The 22,552-nt window shown below is 65.9% G+C and carries 20 protein-coding genes; 15 read left to right on the forward strand and 5 right to left on the reverse strand.

Annotated features, from left to right (window positions below; translation table 11 throughout):
• Positions 1 to 78 precede the first annotated feature (78 nt).
• Positions 79 to 741, reverse strand: coding sequence for a phosphoribosyltransferase family protein (locus KGR00_RS21770; protein WP_224419311.1), 663 nt, complete (start codon positions 739 to 741; stop codon positions 79 to 81).
• A 74-nt stretch (positions 742 to 815) separates the two neighbouring features.
• Positions 816 to 1,826, reverse strand: coding sequence for a catabolite repressor/activator (gene cra, locus KGR00_RS21775; protein WP_224419882.1), 1,011 nt, complete (start codon positions 1,824 to 1,826; stop codon positions 816 to 818).
• A gap of 246 nt (positions 1,827 to 2,072) precedes the next feature.
• Between cra and ptsP the strand changes: the two genes are divergently transcribed.
• The 10 genes from ptsP (at position 2,073) to KGR00_RS21825 (ending at position 12,528) form a co-directional block, all read left to right on the forward strand.
• Positions 2,073 to 4,949 (forward strand): phosphoenolpyruvate--protein phosphotransferase, encoded by a 2,877-nt coding sequence (gene ptsP / locus KGR00_RS21780; RefSeq protein ID WP_224419312.1) that lies wholly within the window; start codon positions 2,073 to 2,075, stop codon positions 4,947 to 4,949.
• Entirely contained in the window at positions 4,949 to 5,926 is a 978-nt protein-coding gene (gene pfkB, locus KGR00_RS21785; protein WP_129140772.1) for a 1-phosphofructokinase, read from the forward strand. Before ptsP ends, pfkB begins: the two co-directional genes overlap by 1 nt.
• A complete protein-coding gene (locus KGR00_RS21790; protein WP_224419313.1) occupies positions 5,923 to 7,683 on the forward strand; it encodes a PTS fructose-like transporter subunit IIB in 1,761 nt (586 codons plus the stop codon). Before pfkB ends, KGR00_RS21790 begins: the two co-directional genes overlap by 4 nt.
• Before the next feature lie 342 nt (positions 7,684 to 8,025).
• The gene (locus KGR00_RS21795) at positions 8,026 to 8,556 is read left to right on the forward strand and encodes a hypothetical protein (protein WP_224419314.1); all 531 of its coding nucleotides are present in this window, start codon (positions 8,026 to 8,028) and stop codon (positions 8,554 to 8,556) included.
• Between the two features lie 182 nt (positions 8,557 to 8,738).
• Positions 8,739 to 9,317: an antibiotic biosynthesis monooxygenase gene (locus KGR00_RS21800; RefSeq protein ID WP_203234872.1), complete on the forward strand. Its 579-nt coding sequence runs from the start codon at positions 8,739 to 8,741 to the stop codon at positions 9,315 to 9,317.
• Positions 9,290 to 9,439, forward strand: a complete 150-nt coding sequence (locus tag KGR00_RS21805; RefSeq protein WP_224419315.1) for a hypothetical protein — start codon at positions 9,290 to 9,292, stop codon at positions 9,437 to 9,439. The genes KGR00_RS21800 and KGR00_RS21805 overlap by 28 nt, the downstream gene beginning before the upstream one ends.
• A gap of 663 nt (positions 9,440 to 10,102) precedes the next feature.
• Entirely contained in the window at positions 10,103 to 10,426 is a 324-nt protein-coding gene (locus tag KGR00_RS21810; protein ID WP_224419316.1) for a VOC family protein, read from the forward strand.
• An 85-nt stretch (positions 10,427 to 10,511) separates the two neighbouring features.
• A complete protein-coding gene (locus KGR00_RS21815) occupies positions 10,512 to 11,252 on the forward strand; it encodes a hypothetical protein (protein ID WP_224419317.1) in 741 nt (246 codons plus the stop codon).
• Positions 11,253 to 11,314: 62 nt separating this feature from the next.
• Positions 11,315 to 11,866: a hypothetical protein gene (locus KGR00_RS21820; protein ID WP_224419318.1), complete on the forward strand. Its 552-nt coding sequence runs from the start codon at positions 11,315 to 11,317 to the stop codon at positions 11,864 to 11,866.
• Positions 11,867 to 11,919: 53 nt separating this feature from the next.
• A complete protein-coding gene (locus KGR00_RS21825; protein WP_224419319.1) occupies positions 11,920 to 12,528 on the forward strand; it encodes a LysE family translocator in 609 nt (202 codons plus the stop codon).
• Between the two features lie 519 nt (positions 12,529 to 13,047).
• On the opposite strand, the gene KGR00_RS21830 is transcribed toward KGR00_RS21825, so the two are convergent.
• Positions 13,048 to 13,272 carry a hypothetical protein gene (locus KGR00_RS21830; protein ID WP_129140779.1) on the reverse strand — a complete coding sequence of 75 codons (225 nt, stop codon included), beginning with the start codon at positions 13,270 to 13,272 and terminating at the stop codon, positions 13,048 to 13,050.
• Between the two features lie 444 nt (positions 13,273 to 13,716).
• Between KGR00_RS21830 and KGR00_RS21835 the strand changes: the two genes are divergently transcribed.
• From KGR00_RS21835 to KGR00_RS21845, 3 genes are all read left to right on the forward strand, one after another.
• Positions 13,717 to 14,028, forward strand: coding sequence for a cupin domain-containing protein (locus KGR00_RS21835; RefSeq protein ID WP_224419320.1), 312 nt, complete (start codon positions 13,717 to 13,719; stop codon positions 14,026 to 14,028).
• Positions 14,029 to 14,648: 620 nt separating this feature from the next.
• A complete protein-coding gene (gene nosP, locus KGR00_RS21840; protein WP_224419321.1) occupies positions 14,649 to 15,881 on the forward strand; it encodes a nitric oxide-sensing protein NosP in 1,233 nt (410 codons plus the stop codon).
• Positions 15,796 to 17,283 carry a hybrid sensor histidine kinase/response regulator gene (locus KGR00_RS21845; protein ID WP_224419322.1) on the forward strand — a complete coding sequence of 496 codons (1,488 nt, stop codon included), beginning with the start codon at positions 15,796 to 15,798 and terminating at the stop codon, positions 17,281 to 17,283. Before nosP ends, KGR00_RS21845 begins: the two co-directional genes overlap by 86 nt.
• On the opposite strand, the gene KGR00_RS21850 is transcribed toward KGR00_RS21845, so the two are convergent.
• A complete protein-coding gene (locus tag KGR00_RS21850) occupies positions 17,234 to 17,905 on the reverse strand; it encodes a response regulator transcription factor (RefSeq protein WP_224419323.1) in 672 nt (223 codons plus the stop codon). The two genes, KGR00_RS21845 and KGR00_RS21850, sit on opposite strands and share 50 nt — an antisense overlap.
• Positions 17,906 to 18,038: 133 nt before the next feature.
• On the opposite strand from KGR00_RS21850, the gene KGR00_RS21855 reads away from it, so the two are divergent.
• Together KGR00_RS21855 and adhP are read left to right on the forward strand one after the other, a co-directional pair.
• Positions 18,039 to 19,559, forward strand: a complete 1,521-nt coding sequence (locus KGR00_RS21855; protein WP_224419324.1) for an aldehyde dehydrogenase family protein — start codon at positions 18,039 to 18,041, stop codon at positions 19,557 to 19,559.
• A gap of 93 nt (positions 19,560 to 19,652) precedes the next feature.
• Positions 19,653 to 20,681, forward strand: coding sequence for an alcohol dehydrogenase AdhP (gene adhP / locus KGR00_RS21860; protein ID WP_224419325.1), 1,029 nt, complete (start codon positions 19,653 to 19,655; stop codon positions 20,679 to 20,681).
• 122 nt (positions 20,682 to 20,803) lie between these two features.
• Here adhP and KGR00_RS21865 read toward each other — a convergent pair whose 3' ends face one another.
• Positions 20,804 to 22,069, reverse strand: a complete 1,266-nt coding sequence (locus KGR00_RS21865; RefSeq protein WP_224419326.1) for an HD-GYP domain-containing protein — start codon at positions 22,067 to 22,069, stop codon at positions 20,804 to 20,806.
• Between the last annotated feature and the right edge of the window lie 483 nt (positions 22,070 to 22,552).

A 22,552-nucleotide genomic window follows, 5' to 3' on the forward strand; every position in this document is an offset into this window, starting at 1 on the left:
CGAGAAAGGCCGCGGCGGGTCGTGGCCGAAAGCGTCCAGCTTAGCGTCCCGCCTGGCGCCTGGCCATCGTCGGGCCGTTCACGCCTGCGGCGGCTGAGACTCCCCCTGCTCGCGCAGGCAGGCGCGCACCTCGTCGTCGCCGGTCTGATCGAAGTGCCGGTACCACTGACCCACCGCACTGAAGTCCGCCGGCGCGGCCAGGCATTCGACGCGATCGACCTCGGGACGCAACGCCTCGAGGCTGTCGGGCGCGGCCACCGGCACCGCCAGGATGCAGTGCTCGGCGCCCAGCCGACGTACGGCGCGAATCGCCGCGCGCATGGTCGCCCCGGTGGCGATGCCGTCGTCGACCAGGATCACCTGCCGGCCGGCCAGCGAGGGATAGGGCCGCTCGCCGCGAAACACGCGCTCGCGTCGCTCGAGTTCGCGTTGCTCGCGGGCGACGACCGTGTGCAGGGCCCGATCGTCGAGTCCCAGCCGGTGGATCAACGGCTCGTCGAGGACCTGCACGCCGCCGCTGGCGATGGCGCCCATGGCGAACTCCTCGTGGCCCGGCACGCCCAGCTTGCGCACCACCATCACGTCGAGCTCGGCGCCCAGGGCTCGGGCGATCTCGGCGGCGACCGGCACGCCGCCGCGCGGCAGGCCGAGTACCAGGGCCGAGGCGTCGACGCTGCCCCGTAGCCGCTTGGCGAGACGTTCGCCGGCATCGCGGCGGTCCCGCAGTGGCAGGTCGTTCATGGCTGGCTCCTTCGCGGGTCGGAACACCTGAAGCAAGCGTGGTCACCGACGCGTGGCGGGGTCAATGTCGCCGGTCACGAAACCGTCGGGTGAGTCGCCTTCCTGGCCCGGCGGTCGTGCAGCGAGCGCTCGACCATGTCGACCCCGGGTTGGTAGTCGCCGCGTGCCGCCGCCAGGGCCCGGGCCAGGGTGAGCTCGGCGATGCGCGCATGGTCCTGGGGCAGGGCGTTGACCGGTTGCGGCAGGAAATCGAGCAATCGGGCGTCGCCGAAGGTCGCCAGGCGCAGGTCTTCCGGCAGGCCGCCGCGATCGAGCAGCACGTCGAGGGCGCCGTCGAGCAGCGTGTAGGACGCGGTCACCAGGGCGTCCGGGCGACCGCGCTCGTCGAGCAGCCGGCGCATCAGGGCCGCGCCGTCGACCCGGTCGTAGCGTGCGGCGGTGTACACCCACGGTTCACTGTCGTGGCCGGCCAGGGCGCGCTGGAAACCGCGGCGGCGTTCCTGGGTCATCGACAGCTCGCCCACCGCATCGAACCAGGCGATGCGGCGGATCGAATCGTCGATCACCGAGCCGGTCAGGGCCTCGGCGGCGGCGACGTTGTTGCTGAGGATGCACACGAAGCGCGACGGGTCGAGGGCTCGGTCCACCGCGATGATCGGCAGCCCGCCGGCCATCATTTCGACGTAGAAGGGATCGTCGGCGGCGAGGCTGGTGGCGACGATCAGCGCCTGGCAGCGCTGGGCGCGCAGGGCCCGGGCCAGTTCGCGCTCGGTGCCGGGCTCGTCGTCGGAGCCGGCGATCAGCAACTGGAAGCCCTGCTCGCGGGCGCCGCGCTCGAGACACTTGGCCAGCCGTGCGTAGCTGGCGTTTTCCAGGTCGGGGATGATCAGCCCCAGGGTACGACTCTGGCCGCGGCGCAGCGCGGCGGCCTGGGCGTCGACCCGATACTGGTGGCGGTCGACGATATCCATCACCCGCTCGACCGTCTCGCGGCTGATGCGCCGCTCCTCGGCCTTGCCGTTGATCACGTAGCTCGCGGTGGTGCGCGAGACGCCGGCGAGGCGGGCGATTTCGGCGAGAGTCATGGCCATGGTCTGCGTTCGGCTCCGTCGTTGGGGAGGTCGTGCACCTCCCGGGGTTGTCGGGGAACATTCTACGAGAGACGCGCGACCCTCGCCCCCTGCTAAGGTCGTAGGCCGAGCCGCTTGCCAAATCGAGTGGATCGTTTCAGCATGGCGACATGAACAAGGTGACACGATTCAGCTTCGTTGCACAAGGCATCGCAACTAGACTCGAACAGTCACCCCCGATGTGCAGCGAGGAGACTTGAGATGCTGACGCTCCAACCCGATGACGTGCTGCTCGGCTGTCGGGCCGACGACTGGCGCGACGCCCTCGATCAGGCCGCCCAGTCGCTGGTCGACGCCGGTCGTGCGACCCCCGAGTACCGTAACGGCCTGCACGAGCGCGAGGCGCAGTCGTCGACCTACCTGGGCAATGCCATCGCCATTCCCCACGGCACGCCGGCCAGCCGCGAACAGGTGCTGGAGACCGGGGTGCGCGTGCTGCAGTTTCCCGCCGGGGTCGAGTGGCACGACGGCAACCGGGTCCACGTGCTGGTGACCATCGCCGCCCAGAGCGACGAGCATCTGGACATTCTGCGCGCGCTGACCCACGTGCTCGACCGCGAGGGCGTCGCCCAGCGCCTCGCCCGGGCCGACACGGCCGCCGAGGTGATCGCCCAGCTTTCCAAGGCGCCGGTGGTGGCGCGGGTCGACAATGACACCCTGTGTCTCAACGTGCCCGCCCGCGACCGCTTCGAGCTGGCCCTGGCCGGCGCCGCCAGGCTGCGTCAGGCGGGTTGCGTGGACGGCGAATACATCGCGGCGATCGTCGAGCAGGAGCCGGTCGCCCTCGGTCAGGGGCTGTGGCTGGCCAGCAGTAGCCGTGGCGTGCAGGTACCGGCACTGTCGCTGGCGACCCCCGAGCGCGCCTTCAGCGGCCCGCTGGGGCCGGTCAATGGCGTGTTCTGCCTGGCCGGGCAGGGCGACGCGCACCTGGGGCTGCTCGACCGCCTGGCCGGGCTGCTCGACAGCGGCGAGGGCGAATCGCTCGCCGATGCCGACGCCGCCACCGTGCTGGCGCGGCTTTCCGGTGAGTCCGCGGCGGCCGAGACGCGGCGGGCCCGGGTCCTCAATGCCCATGGCCTGCACGCCCGGCCGGCCAAGCAACTGGTGCAGGTCGCTCGCGAGCAGGGGCTGCCGGTCAAGGTGCGGCTGCTCGAGGGCAGCGCCGAGGCGGTCTCGGCGGCGAGCCTGACCAAGGTCATCGGCCTCGGCGCGCGGCGTGGCCAGACGCTGGTGTTCTCCGCCGAGGGCGAAGGCGCCGCGGCGGCCGTCCAGGCGCTGGCCGAGGCGGTTCGCGACGGGCTCGGCGAGAAGGTGGCGCCGTTCGAGGAGCGTCGCGACGTCGACGATATCCAGCAGCCCACCGCGGTGGTGGAGCCGCTGCCGGCGGATACCCCGCATCCGGCGGTGGCCGCCTCGCCGGGCATGGCCATCGCCCCGGCCTTCGTGATGCGCCTGCCGCGCTTCGAGTATCCCGAACGCGCCCGTGAGCTGACCGGCGAGCGTGCCGGCGATGCCGCGGCCCAGAAGGCCCGGCTGGAAGCGGCGCTGGCCGGGGCGGCCGATCAGCTCGGGGCGCTGATCCGTCAGGCCAAGGGCGGCGAGGTCGCCGAGATCCTGTCGATGCACGAAGAGATGCTCGACGACCCCGAGCTTCACGAGGCCGCCTTCGAGGGGATCCGCGACGGGCTCTCCGCCGAGGCGGCCTGGTGGCAGGCGGTGGATACCGCGGCGCGGGCCCAGGAAGTCCTCGCCGACCGGTTGCTCGCCGAGCGTGCCGCCGACCTGCGCGACGTCGGCCGCCGCGTGCTGAGCCTGCTGTGCGGGGTGGAGATGCCGACCCCGCCGGAGACGCCCTACATCCTGGTCATGGAGGATGTCGGCCCCTCCGATGTCGCCCAGCTGGATACCAGCAAGGTGCGCGGCCTGCTCACCGCCCGTGGCGGGGCCACCTCGCACAGCGCGATCCTCGCCCGGGCGCTGGGGATCGCCGCGGTGGTGGGCGCCGGCGAGCGGGTGATGACCCTCGACAACGGCACCGAACTGATCCTCGACGGTGAGCGCGGCCGGGTGATTCCGGCGCCCTCGCGGGAACGCCGCGACCGTGCCGAACTGCGCCTCAAGGAGCGCGAGGCCCGCGAACGCGACGCCTACGACCATCGCTTCGACACCGCCCACACCCAGGACGGTCACCGTATCGAGGTGGCCGCCAACCTGGGCAATACCGCGCATGCCGGGGACGCCGTCGAGCACGGTGCCGAGGGCGTCGGCCTGCTGCGTACCGAGTTCGTGTTCATGGCGCATGCCGAGGAACCCGATCTGGACACCCAGATTGCCGAGTACCGTCAGGCGATCGAGGCCCTCGACGGCCGCCCGCTGGTCGCTCGCACCCTCGACGTGGGTGGCGACAAGCCGCTGCCCTACTGGCCGATCCCCCAGGAGGACAATCCCTTCCTCGGGCTGCGCGGCCTGCGCCTGGCGCTGACCCGGCCGACGGTACTCGAGACCCAGTTGCGGGCGCTGCTTACCGCCGCCGGCGACAAGCCGCTGCGGATCATGTTCCCGATGGTCAAGGACATCGCCGAGTTCCGTGCCGCCCGCGAGATCTTCGATCGCGTCCAGGCGGAGGTCGGCGCATCCGACGTGCAGCTCGGGGTGATGATCGAGATTCCCTCCTGCGCGCTGCTCGCGCCGAGTCTGGCCGAGGAGGTCGATTTCTTCTCCATCGGCACCAATGACCTGACCCAGTACACCCTGGCCATCGATCGCGGCCACACCGAGCTTTCCGCGCAGTCCGACGGCCTGCATCCCGGCGTGCTGCGGCTGATCCAGATGACCGTCGACGCGGCCCACGCCAAGGGCAAGTGGGTCGGCGTGTGCGGCGAGCTGGGCAGCGACGCCCAGGCGGTGCCGGTGCTGGTGGGGCTGGGTGTCGACGAGCTGTCGGTGTCGATCCGCCAGGTGCCGATGGTCAAGGCGCGGCTGCGCGAGCTGACCCTCGACCAGGCGCGCCGGCATGCCGAGACCGCGCTTGCCCAGCCCACCGCCGAGGCGGTGCGCGAAGCGCTGGAGGCGCTGTAATGGCGCGCGTTCTCACCGTCAGTCTCAATCCGGCGCTGGATCTGTCGGTCCGCCTGCCGCAGTTGACGCTGGGCGAGGTCAATCGCACCGAGTCGACCCGGCTGGAAGCCGCCGGCAAGGGCGTCAACGTGGCGCGGGTGCTGGTGGCGCTGGGTCACGAGGTCGCGGTCTCCGGATTTCTGGGCGCGGCCAACGACGGCGCCTTCGTGCGTGCCTTCGCCGATATCGGCGTGGAGGACGCCTTCCATCGCGTGCCCGGCGAGACGCGCATCAACGCCAAGGTCGCCGAGCACGATGGGCGGGTCACCGATATCAACGGCCCGGGGCTGATGATCGCTCCCGAGGATCTGGCGCAACTCGGCGAGGCCCTGGCGCTGCGTCTCGACGACGCCCGGCGGCGTCCCGATGCGGTGCTGATCGGTGGCAGCCTGCCCCCGGGCGTGGCTCCGGCCGATCTCGCCGCGCTGGTGCGCCGCCTCGGCGAGAGCGGCGTTCCGGTGTGGGTCGATACCAGCGGCGCGGCGCTCGAGGCGGCGATCGACGCCGCACCGACGGCGGTCAAGCCCAACGAGCACGAGCTCGCCGCCTGGGCGGGCGAAGCGCTGGAGGACATCGCCGCTCGCCGTCGTGCGGCGCAGCGACTGCATGCCGCGGGTATCGACGAGGCGGTGATCTCGGCCGGTGATGCCGGGGTGCTGTGGGTCAGCCGGCGCGGTGTCTGGCAGGCCACACCGCCGCGTGTCGGCGTCGTGAGTACCGTGGGCGCCGGCGACACCCTGGTCGCCGGGCTGCTGCACGGCGTCCTCGGCGACCTGCCGGCCGACGAGGCGCTACGCCTGGCCACCGCGCTGTCCGCGGAATCGGTGCGTCACGTCGGGGTGGGCGACCCGCAGGCCACCGATTTCGCCGATCTCCAACAACAGACTCGCGTGCAGCGCCTCGACGGCGACGACCACGCAGGGGGAGCCTTCGCATGAACGTGATCCTGATAACCGCCTGCCCCAGCGGCATGGCTACCACCTTCCTCGCCGCGCGCCGCCTCGAGCAGGCGGCCGGGCGGCTCGACTGGCGATTCTCGCTGGAGATGCACGGCGAGCTGGAGCCGGTGACGCCGGTCGATCCGGCCGACATCGACGCCGCCGACCTGATCGTCGTCGCCGCCGAGCACGTGCCCGACCCGCAGCGTTTCGCCGGCAAGCGGCTGTTCCGGGCGCCGATCAATCAGGCGCTGCCCGATCCGGTCGGTTTCCTGGAGCGCGCCGAGCGCGAGGCCGAGGTCTTCGAACCCGGCAACGAATCGGGCGCCGCGACCGCTCCTCTAGCCACGGCCGGCGAGGGCGGCCGCCGCATCGTCGCCGTCACCGCCTGTCCGACCGGGGTGGCGCACACCTTCATGGCCGCCGAATCGCTGGCCGAGGCGGGGCGTGCCATGGGGCATGCGATCCGCGTCGAGACCCAGGGCTCGGTGGGCGCCCAGGATGCCCTGACCGACGACGAGATCCGCGACGCCGATGTGGTGATCCTGGCCTGCGACATCGAGGTCGACCCGACCCGCTTCGCCGGCAAGCGCATCTGGCGCACCTCCACCGGCAACGCGCTGAAGAAGCCCAAGCAGACCATCGACGAGGCCTTGACGGGCGCCGAGATGGAAAGTGCCGGCGGTGGTGCCGCGGGCGGCGAGCGCAAGAAGAGCGTCAAGGAGAAGGGCGTCTACAAGCACCTGCTCACCGGGGTGTCGTTCATGTTGCCGATGGTGGTCGCCGGTGGTCTGTGCATCGCGCTGTCGTTCGTCTTCGGCATCAAGGCCTACGAGAACGAAGGGTCGCTGGCCGCCGCGCTGATGCAGATCGGCGGCGGCAGCGCCTTCAAGCTGATGATTCCGGTGCTGGCTGGTTACATCGCCTATTCGATCGCCGACCGGCCGGGCATCGCCCCGGGGATGATCGGCGGCTGGCTGGCCGCGGACATCGGCTCGGGCTTCATCGGCGGCATCCTCGCCGGCTTCCTGGCCGGGTATACCGCCAAGCTGGTGACCCAGAAACTCAAGCTGCCGGCGAGCGTCGAGTCGCTCAAGCCGATCCTGATCATCCCGCTGATCGCCAGCCTGGTGACCGGTCTGGTGATGATCTACATCGTCGGCCAGCCGGTGGCGGGCATCCTCGCCGGGTTGACCCACTTCCTCGAGACCATGGGCTCCACCAACGCCGTGCTGCTGGGCATCCTGCTCGGCGCGATGATGTGTTTCGACATGGGCGGGCCGGTCAACAAGGCCGCCTACACCTTCGGCGTGGGCCTGCTGGCCTCCGAGACCTATGCGCCGATGGCGGCGATCATGGCCGCGGGCATGGTCCCCGCGCTGGGCATGGGGATCGCCAGCTTCATCGCGAAGAGCAAGTTCTCCGAGCCGGAGCGCGAGGCGGGCAAGGCGTCGTTCGTGCTGGGGCTGTGCTTCATCACCGAGGGGGCGATCCCCTTCGCCGCCAAGGACCCGCTGCGGGTGATTCCTGCCTGCATGGTCGGCGGCGCGGTAACCGGGGCGCTGTCGATGTTCTTCGGCGCCAAGCTGATGGCGCCCCACGGCGGGATCTTCGTGCTGCTGATCCCCAATGCCATCACCCCGGTGCTGCCGTATCTGCTGGCGATCGTCGCGGGGGCGCTGGTCACCGGCCTGGGCTATGCGGCCATCAAGCGACACGGCGAAGAGGTCGCGGTGGGAGCCGCCTCACAGGCCTGACGGCCCGCGCTGCTTCACCGGCAACGCCTCGGGCGGTCTCCGCCTCTGCAACGCCACCGGGTTCCCGGTGGCGTTTTTGTGTATTGCGACGCCTGGCGAACAAAAAATTACGCGGTTCCATAACATGGGTTGCCTGCGCAAGACTCGCGACCTAACTATATTTCGAAGGGGTCAGGGCTTCAGGGATGAGGCGCCAACCGGTGGGAGGGTCGCGGTGCGATCGAGCAGGAAGGGCTCCCGCCGCCTGATCCGCTTCGTGATTCGGGTAGCAAGACGTCATTAATCGGGACGGGCGTCCAGGCAATGGACGGCCGCGCTCAGGGAGACAGGGCGATGACAGCAATGACAAGAACCGATGACGCAACTCGCAACGATCTTCTCTCGCTGGACGACGTACTCGCTGCGGCGATGACGCATGAACACCTGGCCATCAACCGCTACCGGTGGGTATCACTGCGATTTCTGCCGTTCAGTGTTGCCTTGAGCCGGCTGTTCGAAGCGCTCGCCGGCGAGGCGGAACTGCGTCTGCAGAACCTGACGGAAACGGCCGAGCGGCTGGGGAAACTCGAGCAACTGCCCGCGGCGGCGCCGCCAATCAGCGACGGCCAGCGACGCCATTTCTTCGTCACCGACGAGGAAGCCGCCGCCGAGATCATGGCCTGCATGCTCGCCGAAGAGCACGCGGCGCAGCGGTTCTACAGCGAGTTGCGTACCCTCTGCGCGCTTCCGACACTCGACGGTGTGCTGGGCGAGGCCATCGAACAGACGCGGTTGCAGGCACGGCTGCTCGAGGAGAGCGGTACGCAGTTGCTGCAAGGAAGGCACGCAGGGCACACAGAGCCGCTCAGGTGTGCAGCCTCAGGGTATCGATAGCCACGGTCGGCGTCCCTGCTGCCTCGGTCGCGGGCCAGGAAAAGTCGTCCAGTGGGCAACGGCAGTAGCCGGATCGACATCGATGGTGTAGTTTTTGCATCCTTTGAAGCGGCGGGCCGTTACCCCGGCCCCCGTCTGAACGGCACCCTACCCGGGACGCCGGATGAACGAGGAGATACACGATGTCGACTTCACCCGTCACGCTGATGGTGGCGCGCCGCGTGGCTCGCGGGCGTTACCGCGATTTCAACGTCTGGCTCAACGAGGGCCGCGACCTGGCCGCCGACTTTCCCGGCTACCTGGGCTCCGGCGTGCTTGCGCCGCCGCCCGGCGACAACGAATACCAGATCGTCTTCCGCTTCGCCGACGAGGCCACGTTGACCGCCTGGGAACATTCCGCCTCGCGGCGCGCCTGGCTGGTGCGGGGGCGTGACCTGTTCGAGGCCCCGCAGGAGCATCGCGCCACCGGGCTCGACAGCTGGTTCCGCCATGGCCAGGGACACACGCCACCGCGCTGGAAGCAGGCCGTGGCGATCTGGCTGGCGTTCTTCCCGGTCTCGCTGACCTTTCAATGGCTATTCGGCGATGCGCTCGCCGACCTGCCGCTGGTGCCGCGCGTGCTCGCCAGTACTCTGATGCTCACGCCGGTGATGGTGTTCGTGTTCATTCCGCTCTCCACGCGGTTGCTGGCGCCGTGGCTCAATGCCGCGGCTGGTTCCCGGCGCGCTGTCGCGTGGCGCCGCACCCGCCGCAGCGCCTGACCACCGGCAAGGCCGCCGCCATCGGCAAACCGAGAGTGGCGAGTCCGATCCCCGACCCGTCGACGGTCACCGAGATGGCCATCGACGGGTTGGGCTTCAAGCTGCTGGGGCTTGGATCATGACGGCTTCGGCGGCGCGCTCTGGTTCGTGACTCCACCTTTCATCCCGACGGGCGGCTACTTGGCTGCGCCCGCCGCCGTGCGAGTGTAATGAAGGGCCTCTTCTGGCGTCTTTCCGGTCATCCCGTCCTGACTCGACCTGTAGGCTCATGGAACCTCGTAACGGCGCGTGGTCACAGCGTAGAACGGCCGGACGGCATGTCGCTTGCTTGATGCTTGGCTTCAGCGTTGCCCGGGCTTTATTGGCCATGGCTTTTTTGACGATGGAACGCCGGGGCTTAGAGCTTCTTTCATAACCGGTGGATGGGATGGGCTTCCTCGTTGGCAAGGCCCGAGGCGTCGGACCGTTGCGAGGGCGCTGTGAACCCCTCCCTGGGCGCTACCTTTGCCATCCAAGGCAAAGGACCCTCGCTTTGCCCTACCCCCGGCGCCCATCGTCAGAGGCTTTGGTAATGGGCTCTTGAAGACGTGGATATCTCCGGTGGTCCTGCTCTGATAATGTTGGTTCTTTTTTCTGCATGTTCTTTGAGGGTTGATGCGATTTATATCAAGGGGGCGTTTGCGCAACGTAAAAGCACATGACAGAATACTGTTGTGGGGTAGTTTTCCATCGCGTTGCGGCTTCCGGGTCGTCGTAAAGCCCGCGTTATGGCCTTCAGGTGAACCATGAACATTAACTTGCTCGTCTTGCGCTGCAGAGAATTGGAAGCGAGTAAGCAGTTTTATGAACTGCTCGGGTTCGGTTTTGTCAAGGAGAGACACGGCGACGGGCCGCTGCACTATTCATCACAAGATGCCGGCTTCGTGTTTGAGCTTTATCCATTGAAAGAGAATGAGGAACCGGGCAATTCAAGGATAGGTTTCTCCGTAAAAGGCATGCAGCAAGTTCTCTCGCAAGTGGCAGTTGCGAGTCAATATGAATTCAATGGCAGCCAGGTTTACGTCGTGCGAGATCCTGATGGAAGAAAGGTCGAACTCAAGGAGCAATGACCCGCGTTATACGGATGCCCTTGTCTCCGCGTAGCTACGTCAAGGCCACCGAGGCGCTTCGCGTCAAGATTCTCGAGGTTATCCGATGAAATGGATTAAAAAAATATTTGGAAGAAAAAGTGAGATCGACGTGGAAGGAGTTGATGAGCGGGTAGATTCGTCTTCTGGAATCGACCCTGAGATGCAGGAGATGTTGGAAAAGGGGGGCGAGGCAAGAGAGTTGGTTTTAGCGTCCCTGGGTGACCTCGATTCGGATGTCATAGCACCATTCGTGAATCCTGCGTTCATGGGAGGCCCTGCTTGGCCATCACTGAGACAATCATGGAGAGTCATAAGGAAGTCTGGTTCTACTATTGTTGTCAGTGACGGACTTTCTGATCCGTTCGAGGACGAAAAGGTTCCGCTGGGTTATAAGGTCGAGGTGTGTGCCGAGGCTCCCGAAACCTATCCAGACATCCGGAGTAGTTGGCTTTTTGGTATCGTCTACCAAGTCAGTCAGCTGGTTGCACACCATGGCAACGTACATGAGATGTTGGAGAACAAATACAATACGTTGTCTACGGTGGTTTCGGTGGATGGTTTGCCAGAGGAATGGAAAAACGAAGATGGCAAGGTTGGTGTCTTGCTTGGCTTCCCTAATGAAAATTTACCTCCCCATATTCAACTGCCTGAGGGCTCGGTTCGTATCCTCGTCATCAAGCTGCTCCATCCTCGAGAGCTTCGTTTTATCGAGGCCGACGAAGATATGGAAAAGCAAAGAAATATATTGGTAGCTGCTTTTAAGGGCAATCATCTATCGGAAGTTGATCGAGAGCCAGTCGTTTAAACTTGCCAGGCACTGTTGGCGGAAAAGTTTGCAAAGCGCGGCCTCAGGCGAGAGGAAAACCTATGGAAGATATCATCGGATACACTGTGGCGGGCCTGCTTGTCCTGTCAGCGGCTCTGCTCGGGTCCTTGATCCCGGGCGGTCCCATTGAGAACAGGGATTTCTCGCATATACCTCCCGTGAAGCTGGCAATGTTCAACGTGTTTCTGACGGTTCTGGGTATTGGCAGTTTTGCACTGGTCTATTTTGCCATTGTCGGGGTCGGGCCGGCATTCATCGTGGCCGCGTTCTTTGGGTTGGCGTACTTTTTCGTGTATGCCCTGGACTTGGGCAAGATATTTCCAGTCTCTCCAGACAGTATGCCGCGGGCGTTGTTCTGGATCGAGGTCGTCGGGCTCATCCTGTCGATACCGCTGATGGTTCTATCGCTCGCCTCCATTTTCATGGCAAACGGTGGTGTCCATGCGCCTGCCGCCATGTCGAGTTCCCTGGTCATTCTGATCGCTTTCACGATTGTGCTGGGCATTGGGATCGTCATATTCGCGACCCGGGCGGCAATGAGAAAATCGCCCGGCAAGGCGGACTCGGCCGCCGAACAAGAGCGGCAAGGCTGACGGCTCGGGCCATCAATAATGGGGCCCGTGGTGGGTAATTCGTAGGAGGTAAAATGCTTGCAACGGCAACGCTTTTCCTGGCGATGATGGTCCCGTTGGTGTGGAGTCCCGGGCCGAACAACGTGATGTGTGCGACCATCGGCGCAAAGCAGGGGGTCAAGGAGTCGGTGCCTTTTATCCTGGGCTTGAATGTGCCGATCTTCGTTTATGCCCTCTTGACGGGGTTCGGGTTGGCGGCGCTGTTGAACAGCATCCCTCGTCTTGCCCCCGTCTTGACGCTGCTTGGCGCTCTTTATGTCGTGTTCCTGGGCGTAAAGCTGCTAAGGGCGTCTTCAGGGGACAATGCCGACGATGTTCAGTATGGATTCAGGTCGGGGCTTGTCATCAGTTCTCTCAATGTCAAGGTGGTCGCCGTTCTGGTTGCCATGTATTCGCAATTCGCCAACGATGACAGGTATTTTTCATTCGTCCTGGCGGTATCCTTCGTTCTCGTGTGCGTGGTTGGGCACTTGCTATGGAATGCCATCGGCCGAGTATCGAGTCAGGTCGTCAAGAATGAAAAATTCCTGCGAATCCAGAATCGGTTCTATGGTGCCTTGCTGGCGGGCGTCGGCATCTGGATGTTCTTGTCGGCCTTGAATACGTCAGTGGGCGAACTGTAAACCGCTGGCGAGCATGCGCCACGAATCGAGGGGGCATTAAACCCCGTTGATGGCGGGCATCGACGGCAGCGGTCGTTAGCCAGTGCTGGGCTTAGAGGGTGTTTACAAAATGCCTGCGCTCGACAATACGGCGTTAAAATCGGCCTCAAAATGCTCATTTACTCTGTGTAAACTCCGCTTTTTCGGCCGATTTTGCCTTGTCTTGCCTTCGCTCGCCTAATTTGTAAACATCCTCTTAGAACGCCTTTCACAACCGGTAGACGAAGTGAGCTTCTTCGGCGGCAGGACGTCGCGAGGGCGCTGTGAACCCCTCCCTGGGCGCTACCTTTGCCATCCATGGCAAAGGACCCTCGCTTTGCTCTACCACCGGCACCCATCATCAGAGGGTTTGGAAATGCATTCTTATTGCTTGTCAGGAGCTAACCGCCATCCAGCAAAAAGCCGAGGCGTTTCAGCCTCGGCCCAAGGAAGCAAGGGCCCGTGGAATCCAGCGGGGCCGCTCGCTGTCGGTGGAACGGATCATTCATCGTCGGCGATGACGACGTTCGTCTCACCGGCAAGGACTTCGTCCCAGGCCTGGTCGAGCGTGTAACCCTGACACGCATCGATGGTGTCGAGTACCTCGACGGCATGCTGCAGGGAGTGGCCGTTGGCTTTCAGCGCGACCACGACCTTGGCAAGGTCCTGCTTGCTGAAGGTGCTGGCGATAAGGTCGGCTTGCTCGGTCAACTGGATGCAGTTCATTGTTCCATCCTCATGCAAGGTCATCATTACCCGGGGGAGGATCCCGTCACGGGTTGCCATCTGCGATGGCGTTCTGGTGCCTTGGCTACGCATGCCGGGCCGGATAAGCGCCCACGGCTGCACTGCGTCAGGGTCATAAGTTTTCCAAGACCTCCGCTTCCGGCGCCTGGATCAAAGTAGGCATGGCGCTCGGGTGGTAGCCGGGCGTCGGGTCAGTGAGTCGCGGTGGCGAATTCCTGTCCGACGCCGTGAGTTCACTATGGGCCAGGGCGGTGCATCTCACAAAGCGCCATTAGCCGCACGATGCGTTGTAGTTCAACTACATGGCGTGTATTCGGTGTTGGAACGGGTAGCGGGGCTACGGCAGTGACCGTCGGAGTGCCCTTCGAATCGGTGACCTCATTGCTACGCTGGGTGGGGTCGATGCCTTCAGGGAGGTCTTCCATGCAGAATCTGTTTACCGATGTTCCCGAGCGCCTGGACGAGGAGTGCTTCGAGACGATCCTGGAAAACAGCGCCGTGACGGTGGAGCGAATCGTCTCGAAGGGACATCGCTCGCCGGCGTCCGGCTGGTACGATCAGGATCGCGACGAGTGGGTCGTGGTGCTCCAGGGGCGTGCCGTTCTGGCGTTCGAGCAGGGTGCGGACATGACGCTGGCGCCCGGCGATCACGTCGTCATTCCGGCGCACAGGCGCCATCGTGTCGCCTGGACCGATCCCGATGTCACGACCATCTGGCTGGCGGTACATTATTGAGGCGCGCATGGTGCCGGCCCGGTGTTTGGCGCAAAGTAAATGCTGCGTTGCACCAGAGCGGGGCGAAAGAGGCATCCAAGGCCCCAAATGAGAGCGCCCAGCCCCTGGTTACAAGGGCTGGGCGATATGTGTTTTTTGTCTTGAGTCTTGTTTTTGTTGGACTTTAACAGGGGCTGGCGTAGTTGTTGCTATTGTTAGGGTAGTTAGCGCCACGTTAACGTGGTGCCCGAACCGTCGCATCGCGAGTCGTTCGACTGGCGGCGACGCAAGAGTGAGCTGGCGTGCTCCACCTAGTCCCCTTCGGGGGACTTTTTTTCGTTCTGTGGTATGGCTGGCTTGTTCGTGCTGACGCGAGTTGTCGTTGTTGCGTCTTGTTCTTGCCTGTCGGTGGCCTTCCGCTTGTTGGTCTTGTTCACCGCGGCCATCGATTCGCCTTGTATTTCTTGCCGACGCCGTGCGTCGTTGCGATGGGCACATGATCCATTGTGCTTTCTTTTCAAACAACTCCACTTTGGTGGCATAGCCCTTCGTCGACCTTGCGATACTGGCAGGTGACGGCGTTGTGATGGCCCGGTGCGGCGACATACACTGCCGAGATACCCCTTGCCAGGAGTGCCGCCATGCTCGATGCCTCGACGACACCGCCATGGCTCGAACCAGTGGCCGAGTCGGCTGGCGTGCCGTCTCCGCACGCCGGGTTGCACACCGCCTGCAGTCACGATCCCGACCCGCTTCGGGCGGCGACGGATCTGGCCGAAGCGCTGGGTGAGGCGTCACTGGGCGCGGTGCTGTTCTTCTGCAGTGCCGAGTACCCGCTGGCGGCCCTCGGCGAGGCGCTGACCGCCGCCTTCGAGGGCGTGCCGGTCAGCGGCTGCACCACCGCCGGGGAGATCACGCCGAACGGCTACGGCCGCGGGGGCATCGTGGCGATCGGCTTCGAACGGGTGCATTTTGCCGTGTCGACGGCGCTGATCGACGATCTGGCGCACTTCGATCTGATCCGCGCCCAGCGCCTCACCGATACCTTGCTCAACGAGTGCCGCCATCAGGCGGTGGCGCCGATCGCCGGGCACAGCTTCGCGCTGACCCTGCTCGATGGCTTGTCGAGCAGTGAAGAGCAGGTGCTGGCCACGCTGGATGCGGCGCTGGGCAGCATCCCCAGCTTCGGCGGCTCGGCCGGCGACGACAACCGCCTGGCGCACACCCATGTCTTTCATCAGGGGCGCTTTCACGATCAGGCGGCGGTGGTGGTGATGGTCAATACGTCGCTGCCGTTCGAGGTGTTCAGCACCCACCATCTGCGGCCCCGGCGCGAGAAGCTGGTGGTCACCGCCGCCGACCGCCAGCGGCGCACCGTGTTCGAACTCAACGCCGCGCCCGCCGCCGAGGAGTACGCGCGGCTGGTGGGGCGCCCGGTCGACGCCCTCGACGAGACCGATTTCGCCCGTCATCCGCTGGCGGTACGCATCGGCGAGGCGCACTACGTGCGTTCGATCCAGCGCGTCAATCCCGATGGCAGCCTGACCTTCTACTGCGCGGTGGAGAATGGCATCGTGCTTACCGCGATGACCCCGGCGCCGATCCTCGACGATCTCGAGACCGTGTTCGCCGGGCTGGAAGCGCGCCTGGGGCCGCCGGCGCTGGTGATCGGCTGCGACTGCTTCCTGCGCCGCCTGGAGATCGAGGCGCTGGAAACGGTCGCGGCCGCGGAAGCGGTGTTGCGGCGCCATCGCACGGTCGGCTTCAACACCTATGGAGAGCAGCACCATGGGATGCACATCAACCAGACCTTCACCGGGGTGGCTATTGGACGCCCCGAGTGCCGAGACGCGGGAGCCGGCGAGCGAGCGTGAGCGCGCGCTGGCCGAGGAGAACGCCCGCCTGCGGCGGACCTGCGCGGCGCTGATCGAGCGCGTGGAGTCGAGCGGGGTCGCCGGTGGCGCCCCCTATGCCGCCTTCGAGCACGCCGTGCTGCTGGCCGAGCAGGTACGCGAGCGCACCGAGGCGCTGCACCGTACTCTCGACGAGCTGGGCCAGGTCAACGATCAGCTGCGCGACGAGATCGCCACCCGCGTGGCCGCCGAAGCGCGCCTGCGCGAAGCCAAGCGCGAGGCCGAGGCGGCCAATCTGTCGAAGACCCGCTTCCTGGCCGCGGTCAGCCACGATCTGCTGCAGCCGCTGAACGCCGCGCGGCTGTTCACCAGCGCGCTCGACGAGCACGAGGTGCCGGCGGCGTCCAAGCCGCTGGTCGGCCAGATCGGTCGCTCGCTCAAGGATGTCGAGGCGCTGCTGGGCACGCTGGTGGATATCTCGCGGCTCGATGCCGGCGTGCTCAAGCCGGATATCGCTGCCTTCGGCGCCGACGAGCTGCTCGATACCCTGGCCGAGGAGTATCGCCAGGTGGCGCAATCCCAGGGGCTGACCCTGCACTACGTGCGCAGCACCGCGGTGGTCGACTCCGACCTGCAGCTGCTGGCGCGGGTGGTGCGCAACTTTCTCACCAACGCCATCCGCTACACCGCCACCGGGCACGTGCTGCTGGGCTGCCGACGGCGCCACGACGGGCTGGAGATCGTGGTCGGCGACACCGGGCCGGGGATCGCCGACGATCAGCGCGAGGCGATCTTCCTCGAATTCCGGCGCGCGGCGGCGGGGCTCGACCGCGAGCAGCGCGGCCTGGGCCTGGGCCTGGCGATCGTCGACCGTATCGCCACGATGCTGGGTCACCCGATCACCCTGCGCTCGCGACCGGGGCAGGGCTCGGCCTTCTCGGTGCGCGTGCCCTACGCCTGTCGCGCGCCGCGGCCCGCGCCTCCGGCGGAGGTGATGCCGGGCAACGACCAGCTCGCGGGGGCCAACGTGTGGGTCCTCGATGACGATCCGGCGGTACTCGACGGCATGCGCGCGCTGCTCGCTGGCTGGGGCTGTCGGGTGACGGGCGGGCTGTCGCTGGCGACCCTGCGCGAGGCGGCGGGCGAGGCGTCCGGTGCCGACGTGCTGGTGATCGATTACCACCTCGACGAGCGGGACGACGACGGCCTGGCGGTGGCCGAACAGCTCCAGCGCGAGCAGCCCGGCTTGCCGGTGCTGATGGTCACCGCCAATCACGACGCGGCGCTCAAGGCGCGGATTCGCGAGCGCGGCTATGCCTGCCTGTTGAAGCCGGTCAAGCCGCTGCGCTTGAAGATGTTGCTGGTGTCGCTGCTTAGCGCGGCGGATGCCGAGGGTCGTCGAGATCCAGCGTCTGGGCGGTGAGAATCGCCTGTACCCGGCTGTTCACCCCGAGCTTGCGCAGAATCGCCGAGACATGCGTCTTGACCGTGGTCTCGGCGATCGCCAGGTCGCGGGCGATCGCCTTGTTGGACTCGCCGCGGCTCAGGCAGGCCAGCACCTGCAACTGCTTGGCGGTGAGCTGGGACACGGCGGTCTCCAGGGCATCGCCGGCCGTGGGAGACGGGGCATGGCGGGTGGCGCCGGGGCGGCGCAGGATGTCCGCCGGCAGATAGATCTGGCCGTCGAGGATCTGGCGCAGCGCCGCCAGCAGGTCGTCGCGCGGGGTCGACTTGGGCAGATAGCCCACCGCGCCCAGCCCCAGGGCCTCGAGCACGGTGTCGCGACCCTGCTCGGCGGAGAGAATCGCCACCGGCAGCCAGGGCAACGTCTCGCGCAGCCGGCGCAGGCCGGCCAGACCCTCGCTGTCGGGCAGCGCCAGGTCGAGCAGCAGCAGATCGAGTTCCTCGTGTGCCTCGGCCAGGGTGCTCGCCTGGGCCAGACTCGCGGCTTCCAGTACGCGGCTGTCGGGGAGGGCGGCGGCGATCGCACCGACCATGGCCTCACGGAACATCGGGTGGTCGTCGGCGACCAGCAGGGTGTACATGGGTGTCGACTCCGTGGTGATGCCTCCTCCCAAGGGATGAGACGATTTCCTGCTTGGGGAGTATGTCGCAGCCTGGCGTCGTGACCAAGACTCGATCTGTGTCACGCATAACGATAACGTCAGGAGCACAGCCATGATCTACGCCAATCCCGGAAGCGACGGCGCCGTCGTCAGCTTCGACAAGCGTTACGGCAACTATATCGGCGGCGAGTTCGTCGCGCCGGTGAAGGGGCAATACTTCGACAATGTCAGCCCCGTCAACGGTGAGGTGTTCTGCGAGATCCCGCGCTCCACCGAGGAAGACCTCGAGAAGGCACTGGATGCCGCCCACGCGGCCGCCCCGACCTGGGGCAAGACCTCGGCCACCGAGCGCAGCAATATCCTGCTCAAGATCGCCGATCGCATCGAACAGAATCTGGAAATGCTCGCCGTCGCCGAGACCTGGGACAACGGCAAGGCGGTGCGCGAGACGCTCAACGCCGATCTGCCGCTGGCGGTGGATCACTTCCGCTACTTCGCCGGCTGCATCCGCGCCCAGGAGGGCACCGCCGCCGACATCGACGCCAACACCGTGGCCTATCACTTCCACGAGCCGCTGGGCGTGGTGGGGCAGATCATCCCCTGGAACTTCCCCATCCTGATGGCCACCTGGAAGCTCGCCCCGGCACTGGCGGCGGGCAACTGCGTGGTGCTCAAGCCCGCCGAGCAGACCCCGGTCTCGATCCTCAAGGTGATGGAGCTGATCGGCGACCTGCTGCCGCCCGGCGTGGTCAACATCGTCAACGGCTACGGCGAAGAAGTCGGCCAGGCGCTGGCCACCAGCAAGCGGATCGCCAAGATCGCCTTCACCGGCTCGACCCCGGTCGGCTCGCACATCCTCAAGTGCGCCGCCGAGAACATCATCCCCTCCACCGTCGAGCTCGGCGGCAAGTCGCCCAACGTCTACTTCGCCGACATCATGAACGCCGAGCCGGAGTTCATCGACAAGGCGGTCGAAGGGCTGGTGCTGGCGTTCCTCAACCAGGGCGAGGTCTGTACCTGCCCGTCACGGGCACTGATTCAGGAGTCGATGTACGACGCCTTCATGACCAAGGTGATCGAGCGCACCCAGGCGATCAAGCGCGGCAATCCGCTGGACACCGACGTCCAGGTGGGCGCCCAGGCCAGCCAGGAGCAGTACGACAAGATCCTCTCCTACATGGACGTGGCCCGCGAGGAGGGCGCCGAGTTCCTCACCGGCGGCGGCAAGGAGAGCTTCGACCCGGCCTACGACAAGGGCTACTACATCCAGCCGACCCTGCTCAAGGGCAACAACCAGATGCGCGTCTTCCAGGAGGAGATCTTCGGCCCGGTGGTCGGCGTTACCACCTTCAAGGACGAGGCCGAGGCACTGGCGATCGCCAACGACACCGAGTTCGGTCTCGGCGCCGGGGTGTGGACCCGCGACATGAACGTGGCCTTCCGCATGGGCCGCGGTATCCAGGCCGGACGTGTGTGGACCAACTGCTACCACCAGTATCCGGCACATGCCGCCTTCGGTGGCTACAAGAAGTCCGGCGTGGGTCGCGAGACTCACAAGATGGCGCTGGAGCACTACCAGCAGACCAAGAACCTGCTGGTCAGCTACGACACCAATCCGCTGGGCTTCTTCTGAGCCCGTTGCCGCGGGCCTCGCGCCCGCGGCGTTCCGCGGCCCCGGCCGTCGGGCCGGCGTCGCCCTTCAACAAGAAAACCCAAGGAGCGTGCCATGGATTCCACCATGCAAGCCGCAGTGGTTCGTGCGTTCGGCGAACCTCTGGTCATCGAGGAAGCGCCGGTACCCCGCCCGGGCCCCGGTGAACTGCTGGTCAAGATCGCCGCCTCCGGCGTCTGTCACACCGATCTGCATGCCGCCCACGGCGACTGGCCGGTGAAGCCAGAGCCGCCGTTCATTCCCGGTCACGAGGGCGTCGGCCACGTGGTGGCGGTGGGCGATGGCGTCAAGCACGTCAAGGAAGGCGACCGGGTCGGCATCCCTTGGCTCTATTCCGCCTGCGGCCACTGCGAGCATTGCCTGGGTGGCTGGGAGACGCTGTGCGAGTCCCAGCAGAATACCGGCTACTCGGTCAATGGCGGCTTCGCCGGCTATACGCTGGCTCAGGCCGACTACGTCGGCCGCATTCCCGATAACGTCGATTTCCTGGAAATCGCCCCGGTGCTGTGCGCCGGCGTGACGGTCTACAAGGGCCTGAAGATGACCGACACCCGCCCGGGGCAGTGGGTGGCGATCTCCGGCATCGGTGGCCTCGGCCACATGGCGGTGCAGTACGCCAAGGCGATGGGCCTCAACGTGGCCGCAGTGGATATCGACGACACCAAACTGGCGCTGGCCGAGCGCCTCGGCGCCACGGTCACCGTCAACGCCAAGCAGCACGACCCCGCCGCCTATCTCAAGCAGGCGATCGGTGGTGCCCATGGCGCTCTGGTCACCGCGGTCTCGCCCAAGGCCTTCGAGCAGGCGCTGGGAATGGTCCGCCGGGGTGGTACGGTGGCGCTCAATGGCCTGCCGCCGGGAGACTTCCCGCTGTCGATCTTCGACATGGTGCTCAACGGCACCACGGTGCGTGGTTCGATCGTCGGCACCCGTCTCGACCTGCAGGAGGCGCTGGACTTCGCCGGCGAGGGCAAGGTGAAGGCCACGGTGCATGCCGACAAGCTGGAGAACATCAATGCCGTCTTCGACCGCATGATCGCCGGTCAGATAGAGGGGCGGGTCGTGCTCGACATGGCGGGGTGACGATAGATACCGTCTCTCTCCCTGGGGCGTGCCAAGGCACGCCTCTTTTTTTTGACGGGAGCGCGGGTCGTCGCCACTTGCTCGTCGACCCGGCGGTTCGGACCCGGGTCGGTCGTGCGTGCTCAGACCAGGTGGTCGAGGATCGTCTCGAGGCTCAGCCCGAAGGCGCCGGGCGGATGCACCCTGGCGATCTCCAGCGGCTCGCCGCGTCGAGCGCTCTCGGCCAGATCCACCACCCGTTCGGGAATCGTCGCCTGATATTCGTCGAGCGCGACCAGCACGCGCGGGTGCAGGCGGTGGTCTGGGTCCACGGAGAGCACGGTGCCGATCATGCCATTGCTCAACTCGACGATGGAGCCGGGCGGATAGATGCCGATGCACTCGATGAAGCGGATCACCAGCGCCTCGTCGTAATGCTTGCCGCGCATCTGATAGAGAATGCGCAGTGCTTCGGAGGGCGGCCTGGCCTTGCTGTAGATGCGGTCGCTGGTGATGGCGTCGTAGGTGTCGACGATGGCGATGATCTTGGCCGTCAGGCCGATCTCCTCGCCGGGGATACCATAGGGATAGCCACTGCCGTCGAGGCGTTCGTGGTGGTCGCGAGTGGCCTGCTTGACGGCCAGGGGCAGGGCCTGATCCTCGGCGATCATGTGATAGCCCGCCAGGGCGTGGGTGCGGATATGGGCGAATTCCGCGGCGGTCAGCTTGCCGGGCTTGTCGAGGATTCGCTGATCGAGCTTCATCTTGCCCACGTCGTGGAGCATGCCGGCCAGGCCGAGTTCCTCGATCCGTGCCCGGTCGTAACCCAGGTGGCGCGCGAAGATCATCGCCATCACCCCCACGTTGAGGCAGTGTTCGGCGGTGTACTCGTTCTCGTGCTTGATCCGTGTCAGCCAGTTCAGGGCACTGGGGTTGGAGAGGATCGACGCGGCGAAACGGCTCACGGTGTGCTTGACCTGCGGCACGTTGCGATGCCAGTTCTGCTCGTCGTGCATCATGCGATGAAACATCTCGCGCGCCTCGTCGAAGGCCGGCGAGACCTGCTTGAGTTCCTCCTCGGCGAGGCTCCGGATGCGATGGGTACGATAGACCCGGTAGCCCGTGTCGTTGGCCGGCTCGGCGGGTCGTGGCGGGCGCGGGGCGCGCAGGGCCTCGAGGCTCGTCAGCAGGTCGGGGTGCGAGCGGTCCGGGTCGACGTACACCGTGCGGCACAGGCGCTTGAGGGTATCGATGTCCTCGGCGTTGTCGAGCCGCAGGCCCTCGATCAGAAACGGTGTCTCCAGCCAGGGACGGTCGAGATCGACGACGTACATGCCCGCGCTCAGCCGTTCCACGGGAAGGGCCACCAGATGCTCGACAGAGCGCTCCGGCACCTTGGGCTCCTGCATCGTTGTCTCCTCAATGCGTTGCATGTTCCCTGCCACGGGCGTCAGTTAACACCCCGTTCGTCTTATCGGCCTGTGCGTTCGAGAGTTGAGCATGCGCCGATGATCGTGTCCTTACGATCAATCGCCAGTGAGCAACGCTGTGTAAACGGTCGAAATGGCCACGACTCGGTGCGAAGATCGCGGCATGAATCGCCCCTGCCGATGGTGGTCAGGACGCGGCGTCTCGTGGACAATGAGCTGCAACCGGAGTGATGAGTCACTGACACGGCCGTGGCGATACCGTTGACGCTCGACCCCGGCGCCATGGCCGAGGCTGGCGCATACTCCGAAGTGCGTTGCGTCCCGCGAGTCGGGACGTCTGTCGGCAACAATAACCTCAAGGGACACGTCGATGGCCACCCCTGCCCCCGATTCGTGCTGGCGTACCGCTGTCTGCCAGGGTCTTGCTCGTAGCGCTCCCCATCGGCCCGGCGCGCCGAACTG

The sequence above is a fragment of the Modicisalibacter sp. MOD 31.J genome, from assembly GCF_020147985.1.
GTDB classification, from domain to species: domain Bacteria; phylum Pseudomonadota; class Gammaproteobacteria; order Pseudomonadales; family Halomonadaceae; genus Modicisalibacter; species Modicisalibacter coralii.